General features: G+C 68.8%; 7 protein-coding genes. 4 read left to right on the plus strand and 3 right to left on the minus strand.

Going from position 1 to position 6,931, the window contains the following annotated elements; all coding sequences use genetic code 11:
* Positions 1-163 precede the first annotated feature (163 nt).
* Together ACZ3YL_RS36040 and ACZ3YL_RS36045 are read right to left on the minus strand one after the other, a co-directional pair.
* Entirely contained in the window at positions 164-673 is a 510-nt protein-coding gene (locus ACZ3YL_RS36040; protein WP_465661670.1) for an NB-ARC domain-containing protein, read from the minus strand.
* Between the two features lie 221 nt (positions 674-894).
* The gene (locus ACZ3YL_RS36045; protein WP_465661672.1) at positions 895-1,362 is read right to left on the minus strand and encodes a hypothetical protein; all 468 of its coding nucleotides are present in this window, start codon (positions 1,360-1,362) and stop codon (positions 895-897) included.
* A gap of 1,203 nt (positions 1,363-2,565) precedes the next feature.
* On the opposite strand from ACZ3YL_RS36045, the gene ACZ3YL_RS36050 reads away from it, so the two are divergent.
* The 4 genes from ACZ3YL_RS36050 (at position 2,566) to ACZ3YL_RS36065 (ending at position 6,039) form a co-directional block, all read left to right on the plus strand.
* A complete protein-coding gene (locus ACZ3YL_RS36050; protein WP_465661674.1) occupies positions 2,566-3,639 on the plus strand; it encodes a tyrosine-type recombinase/integrase in 1,074 nt (357 codons plus the stop codon).
* A 4-nt stretch (positions 3,640-3,643) separates the two neighbouring features.
* Entirely contained in the window at positions 3,644-3,970 is a 327-nt protein-coding gene (locus ACZ3YL_RS36055; RefSeq protein WP_465661676.1) for a helix-turn-helix domain-containing protein, read from the plus strand.
* A gap of 166 nt (positions 3,971-4,136) precedes the next feature.
* Positions 4,137-5,588 carry a hypothetical protein gene (locus ACZ3YL_RS36060; protein WP_465661678.1) on the plus strand — a complete coding sequence of 484 codons (1,452 nt, stop codon included), beginning with the start codon at positions 4,137-4,139 and terminating at the stop codon, positions 5,586-5,588.
* Positions 5,575-6,039, plus strand: a complete 465-nt coding sequence (locus ACZ3YL_RS36065) for a hypothetical protein (protein ID WP_465661679.1) — start codon at positions 5,575-5,577, stop codon at positions 6,037-6,039. Before ACZ3YL_RS36060 ends, ACZ3YL_RS36065 begins: the two co-directional genes overlap by 14 nt.
* A 218-nt stretch (positions 6,040-6,257) precedes the next feature.
* Here ACZ3YL_RS36065 and ACZ3YL_RS36070 read toward each other — a convergent pair.
* On the minus strand, positions 6,258-6,931 hold a 674-nt coding region (locus ACZ3YL_RS36070), incomplete at its 5' end, for a tetratricopeptide repeat protein (protein WP_465661681.1).

Here is a 6,931-nt window from a genome sequence, read left to right on the forward strand (position 1 = left end):
TGGTACAACACCCGCCGCATCCAGAAGCGCCTGGGCTGGCTCAGCCCCGACGAGTACGAGGCGAAGTTCTACGCCGACCAGGCGACGGCCGAACCGGTGACCGTCGAACCACCCACACCCGTCCTGACCAGGTAATCAACGCCTCCCGCGCAGCGGGGGAAGCTCACAGGTCGTTGGAGAGGGCAGCGAGCTGGGCGGCGGGCTCGTGGCGTCCTGCGCCAGCCAGGACTTCCGTGAGGTAGGCCGTCGCGTCGTCAGGGGTGAACACACCCACCGCCAGTGCACGGCCGTGCCGACTCAGGGCCGCGTCGCGGCGCCGGGTTGTGACCAGGGTCCGACCGTAGGGACTGGCGGGTGGCCACAGACCGGTCAGGTCGCCGGGGTCGGCGACATCGTCGAGCACAATAAGCCAGCGGCACGGTGCTACTCCTGGTTTGGCCTCTAGCCAGGCAAGGAACTCCGTTGCGCCGCGGTGCGGGTCGGCTGTGTCCGCCCCCCGGACATCGGCTCCGGCTTTCGCATAGGCGTCGATGACGGCCTGGCGGGTGGCAGCGGTGATCCAGACCATCAGATCGATCTGTTGGAGCTGCCAAGCGTGCCGGGCGTAGTCGGCAGCGAGCTGGGTCTTGCCGACCCCACCCATTCCGACAAGCAGCTGGCAGCGTGCCGCCATCCCCTCCCCCGCCGCTTCTCTCAGCGCAGTCGCAACAGCGCGGTCCCGGAAGCGGCCCACTCGCGACGGTATACGCCCGACCTGGTGCGGCCATGCGACAGGAGCGCGTGGCGGGGCAACCTGGTAGACCCTGTCAGCGCGCAGGACAGCCAGCGCGTGGTCCTCGGCGTAAACGACAGTGTTCGCAGTGATTTGCGGGGCGGGGGTGGCACCGGGTGCGCTCAGTCCTGCGGCGCCCCCGGCTGCGGAGGGTTTCCGATCGTCACGTCCCCTGTACGCAAGGCGGCGACGGACCCATGGTCGGCGCGGATCACGGCGTCGCCACCCACTGCCTGTCCGCCGCCACCCGCTGACACCCCACCGGACGGGCTGGCGGCTACCCGAAGCCCGTCCACGGCCTGCTGGAGGGCGTCGGCGAACTCGGCGTCATGCTCTGCTGCGTCCTCCAGCGCGAGTTCCAGGCGCTGACGGGTACGCGCGGTGGGCTCCGCGTGCCCGGCCGCCGCCTCGTCGTGTAGGCGTTGCAACGAGGAATCGTGGCTCAACTTGCGGCTGACCAGGTCGTGTAGCCGGTCCATCCCGGCGTCCAGTCCTCGGTCCACTTCCGCGTCCGCCCGGTGGGCCACCCGACCCGCCTTGCGCACTGCCCAAGCGAAAACGTACCCGACCGCGATCTCAATGCCCGTCATCTGTCCCCCTTCACCGTTGACAATGCATCAGACTGCACTTCGCCAAACCCCCGGCCGACAGTACATCCGACCCAACGAGCAGTGTGATGCGCTTGTCTCCGCAACGGGTTCTACACGAAGCAGTTCCGGCACAGAGCATGTCTAGGCCCCGGAGTGATGTACGGGGCCTGGCCGGCAGAGCCACTGCGCAAGCTACCGGCAGAAACGGCCCGTGCGCGCCCTCGTGCAGGCCTGGCAGGGCGGCGTCCGCAGTCTGCCGTCGGGACCGGTGATGGCCTGGTGGTTCACGCCGTGGCGGCGGCGGCCAGCTCGGCCTGGATACGGTCGGCCTCCTCCCGCAGTTCGTCCACGGGGGTGCTGGCATCAGGAGCTACATCAGGAGTCACAGCGGGAGCTACATCGGGAGCTGCATCAGGAGGCCCGGGAAGGACCGTTCCCGGGCCGCGTGGGGGCGTCCGGCGTTCGCCGGGCGCTCACCAACCATCACGGCCCCGCAGGGTCAGACCCCTGCCGGCCGAACCGTCACCCACCACCGCCCCACCACCTACCAGCAAGCCGGGGAAAGGGATGGACAGAATGGGTTGTCGGATTTTCCGGCCGCCTCGAAATGGCTGCTGACCTGCGGAAACGCGCGGAGCGCGGTGGGAGCGGCGGGGAACCTATGGTGGTACCTGCGGGACTGCCTACGGTGGCACCTGCGGTGCCGCCTGCGATGGTACCTACGTCGAAGGACTGCCCCACCACCGGATGGTGGCGACCTGGCGGGCCCCGGGGCGGATCAGCCCGTGACGGTCTCGGCAAGCCCGCCGGTCGGCGCAGGCCGGGACGCCTGGGCAGCCCCTGGCCCCGGACGACACCTCTTCCGTAGCCGTGCGCGAGAGGTCGCCCGGCCCCAGACGGACAGCGGCGCCCTGGCAGGACCAGGCGGGCGATGCGCGCCGCGCACCCCATTGCCCGTGGCGCGCACCGCCCGGACGGCCCGAATCCGGGGGGTGTGCGGGTCTGATCGGCTGGATTGGAGTCCGCTGGTCTGTGCGACATCCCGCGAGTTCTTCTGAGCCCTGCTGAGCGTCCGAGGCCGTGGCCAGGGGCTTCTTCCTCCTTCGAGTGAGTCGTCGGCCGGTGACGTAACTTCGGGATTCCTGAAGCGTTCTCAGCTCGTCCGACCGATCTGCGGTCCGGTCGAAGGCGAGGAGGCGCGGGTTGACGGCGCTGGCGGTGGTACGGGACCTGCGCGAGTACCGCGAGCCGGTCTCGGCGGAGGAACTGGAGCGGTTCGAGACCGACGTGCTGGCCGGTTTCGTCCTGGCCCGGGCGTCGGCCGGGCTGATGGACGGCACGATCCGCGGCGACGTCGGGCACCTGGAGCAGGTGAGGACGTGGTTCGGCCGTCCGTTGTGGGACATGAAGCCGGTCGACGCGGACGCGTACTTCGGGCGGGTGTTGCGGGGCTCGCCCAGTGGCACCCGCCTGGCCCGGTCGCAGGCACTGAGTACGTACTTCTTGTTCCTGGAGCCGCGGCACAAGGTCGAGATCCACCAGATGACCGGGCGCGTGGTCGAATGCCCGATCGACGAGATGAACCGCCCGCGCGGCTCCAAGGACGCCCAGCTGCGGATCCCGCCGACCGCGCCGGAGATCGGCCGGCTGTTCACCGGCTGGGGCGGCGAGCTGGCGACCTGCCGCAAGTTCGCCCCGACCGCGAGGAACTACACCGCGGCGAAGCTGATGTCCCAGGTCGGACTGCGGGTGAGCGAAGCGTGTGGGCTCGACCTGGACGACATCAAATGGGAGCTCGGACGGTTCGGCAAGCTGCACGTCCGCCTGGGCAAGGGCGCCCGCGGTTCGGGGCCACGCGAGCGAATGGTGCCACTGATCAACGGCGCGGACCGGACCCTGCGGTGGTTCATCGAGGACGTCTGGGGCCAGTTCGATGACGACCACGCCCGCCCCGGCGCCCCGCTGTTCCCCTCCGAGCGCAGATGCGCGGACGGCTCCTCGCACCGGGTCGGCGACGACGCCCTGCGGAACGGCCTGGCCGCTGCCGCCGGGGCTCATCTCCCGAGCTGGGAAGAGAAGTTGACCCCGCACGTCCTGCGGCACTTCTGCGCTTCCGAGCTCTACCTGGGCGGCCTGGACCTGGTCGCAATTCAGGAGGTTTTGGGACATTCCTGGATCGCCACGACGATGCGGTACATCCACGTTCAGCAGACCCGGGTTGAGGACGCCTGGCTCGCCGGGCAACAGTGCGGGCCGCGAAGCGGCTGGAAGGACTGATGGGATGAAGTGGAACCTGCGGCTGACCGCCGCGAACAAGGGCATCTGGAAGGCGTCCGAGCTGCAGCGGATGCTGGCCGAGCACGGCCTGGTGATCTCGGCCGGGAAGATGTCCGGGTTGTGGTCGGGTCAGCCGGTCTCTCTCAAGCTGGAGGACCTGGACGTGGTCTGCGTCGTGCTCGGCTGCGAGATCGGCGACCTGCTGATCCCGGAGCCGGACAAGGTCTCCCGCCCCGGGCGGCAGGAGGCCGGGCGAGTAGCGGTCGGCGCCACCGTCTCCCCGGCGGTAGTGCCCAAGCGCCGGGACGGCCGCTCTCTCCCGCCGGACTGACAGGGACTGCGGCGAGATGAGCAAGATCAGCGACACGAAGGCTCCGGCCTCATGCGAAGGCTGCTTCGCCTGGGGGCAGCTGCCCAGCCGGTTCTGCCGCGGCTGTTACACCTACGGCCAACTGAACAGCGTCGGACGGTGCTTGGCCTGCGAGCGCGAGGTCCCCGTGGACAGCAGGCACGGCTACTGCCGCCTCTGCCGGGCCCAGGCCACTTGGGCGATCAAGGCCAGCGGCAGGGCCTCGCTGCTGGAGCCCTACCTGCGGCAGGTGTCCTGCCAGCAGCTGTTCTTCGCGAACCTGCAGCGACCCCGCAACGGCGGACCCCCGGTCGGCAAGCAGGGGCGTCGTGTCCTCAAGCGAGCCCCGGAGCCCACACCGCCGCCCAGGCCGGCGGGCTGGGTCCAGCTGCCACTGTTCACCGCGAACCGCGACTACCGCCACTTCGACCGGGAACGCCATGCCGACCTGGCCAACCCCTACCTTGCCCGCGCACGCCGGGCGGCCAAGGCACTTGGTGAGGCGCGCGGGTGGAGCTGCTGGGTGGCCAGCGACGTCGACCGGGCGCTGGTCATCGTCCTGTCCGGCCACATCGAGGGCGAGTCGATCCGGTACTCCGAGATCTTCCCCGCACTGCGGGGTCGCGGCCTGTCGGTCAATCGGACCGCTGAAGTCCTCGACCAGCTGGGCTTGTTCACCGACGATCGCGCTTCAGCGGTCGACCGCTGGCTGGACCGCAAGCTCCACGACGTCGCCCAGGGCATCCGCGACGAGGTCGAGTCCTGGGCCCGAACCCTGCTCGGCGGTGGGCCCAGGTCCGAGCCTCGTGCCCGGCAGACCGCATGGACCTATCTGAACGAGATCCAGCCCGTCCTGCTGGAGTGGTCCGACCGCTACGACCACCTGCGGGAGGTCAGCCGCGAGGACATCATCGCGACCAGGGACGCCGCCAGCGGCAAGCAACGGGAGAGCCGGGTCGTCGCGCTGCGATCGCTGTTTCGCCACGCGAAGAAGAACGGGCAAGTCTTCCGCAACCCCACCTTGCGGATCCGCGTCCCGCGACAGGAGGGCGGCGTCATCCAGTCGCTTCCCCAGGCCGACATCGACCATGCCGTCGCCACCGCCACCACTCCGGACGTCCGGCTCGTCGTGGCCTTGGCCGCTGTCCACGCGGCACGGCCGAAGACGATCCGCACAATGCAGCTGGACGACATCGACCTCGGCAACCGGCGCATCACCGTGGGCGGGCACGTCCGTCCACTCGACGATCTGACTCACCACGCCCTGTTGGGCTGGCTCAACTACCGCCGAACCCGCTGGCCGAACACCGCCAACCCGCACCTGCTGATCACCCAGAAGACCGCCGTCGAACTCGGCCCGGCCGGCAGGCTCTGGACCACCCGGGCCACCCGCAACCTCACCGCCACCCTCGAACGGCTCCGCGTTGACCGCCAGCTCGAAGAGGCCCTCACCCACGGCGCCGACCCGCTCCACCTCGCCCTCGTCTTCGGCATCGACGAGAAGACCGCCATCCGCTACGCGGACTCGGCCCGGCGCCTCCTGGAAACCAGTATCGAGTCGTTGAACGCCGTGAAAGCATCAGTGGATGATCAACGCTGAGGAGCTTGTCGGCAAACGCCTATTGCAGGTGACGACATCCTGGCACCACTACCAGGAGACCGAGCCCTCCCTCCTGCACATGTGGTTGCACATGGACGGCCTTGGTCCCGTGCGGTTCCACACGCCGGGCGACGGGTTGTCCATGGAGATCGACCAGCCCCACGGCCCCTACGACATGGACGAATACGGCCACACCACGGTCGAGGACGACCTGCCCGACTTCCCCATGACCCGCTTCGTCGGCCAGCGGATCCTCGCCGTCCGAGAGATCCGCTACCAGCATGAGAACTACGACTTCGCCATCGGCATCACCCTGCAGTTCGAGACTGGGGCCATCCGCGTCCTCAACCTCGCGGATGAAATCGTCCTGGCCCACGACCAGCCCCTGGGTCCGGTTGAGGAGCATCTCCGCGAGGCCACACCGCCCGCGAGCCAGCACGCCTCGCCGTGAGTCGGATTGAACTCACGGGTCAATCCCTGCAGAGCACACCATCCGACCCTTGGGTTTCCGCTGAAGAGCCTTCAGTTTCCCTGAACCCACGGGGCTCTGTGCCTTGTGCTCCCGAAACTGCCGCAAAGTGGCAAGTAGCTCTGCGTAACGCCTACAACCAGGCCGCACTCGCCCAGCAGTTCTACGAGCCCGGTCACACGAGGCGTACGGAGATGGGGTCACCGGAGCAGCTCCAGCCGCCGGACGAAGGACGTCAACTGGGCCACCTCCGACGGGATCACGTCAACTAGGCTAGTGACGGCCGCGATCAGCTCGCCGACCTGGCCGCGGGACGGACCGCTGTCGAGGAAGTCCGCCAGTCGGCGCTCGGCCTCGTCCCTGCCCGGGAGAAGGCAGTTGACGAGGAAGAGGTTGCCCTTGTCCGGGATCTCGTCCTCGCCAGCCGCGGCCGATCCCGGCGCAAAGAGGTCGAGCGCGCGGGCCAGCTGCGCGTCGCGGTCGGGATGTACGAGGGCGTGGAGCACGACTGCCTTCTCGTAGCGGAACCAGGAGTTGTCAGGCTCGAGTTCGGGGGCCCGCGTGAGGTCGGCTAGTGCCTCCTCGTACCGGCCTAGATAGCGGAGGGTCACCCCTCTGCCAGCGAAAGCCCATCCATTCTCGGGCTGGAGTTCGATGGCGCGCGCGAAGTCCGCCACCGCCTCCTCGTATCGACCCAGGATGCGGTAGGTCTGCCCACGGCGGATGTACACCCACGTGCAGTCGGGATCGAGTTCGATGGCGCGCGCGAAGTCCGCCAGCGCCTCCTCATACCGGCCCATCGAGCAATACGTCTGCCCACGATTGTCGTACACCCACGCCTTCTCGGAATCGAGTTCGATGGCGCGCGTGAAGT

The organism is Kitasatospora sp. NPDC023176, from assembly GCF_055560495.1.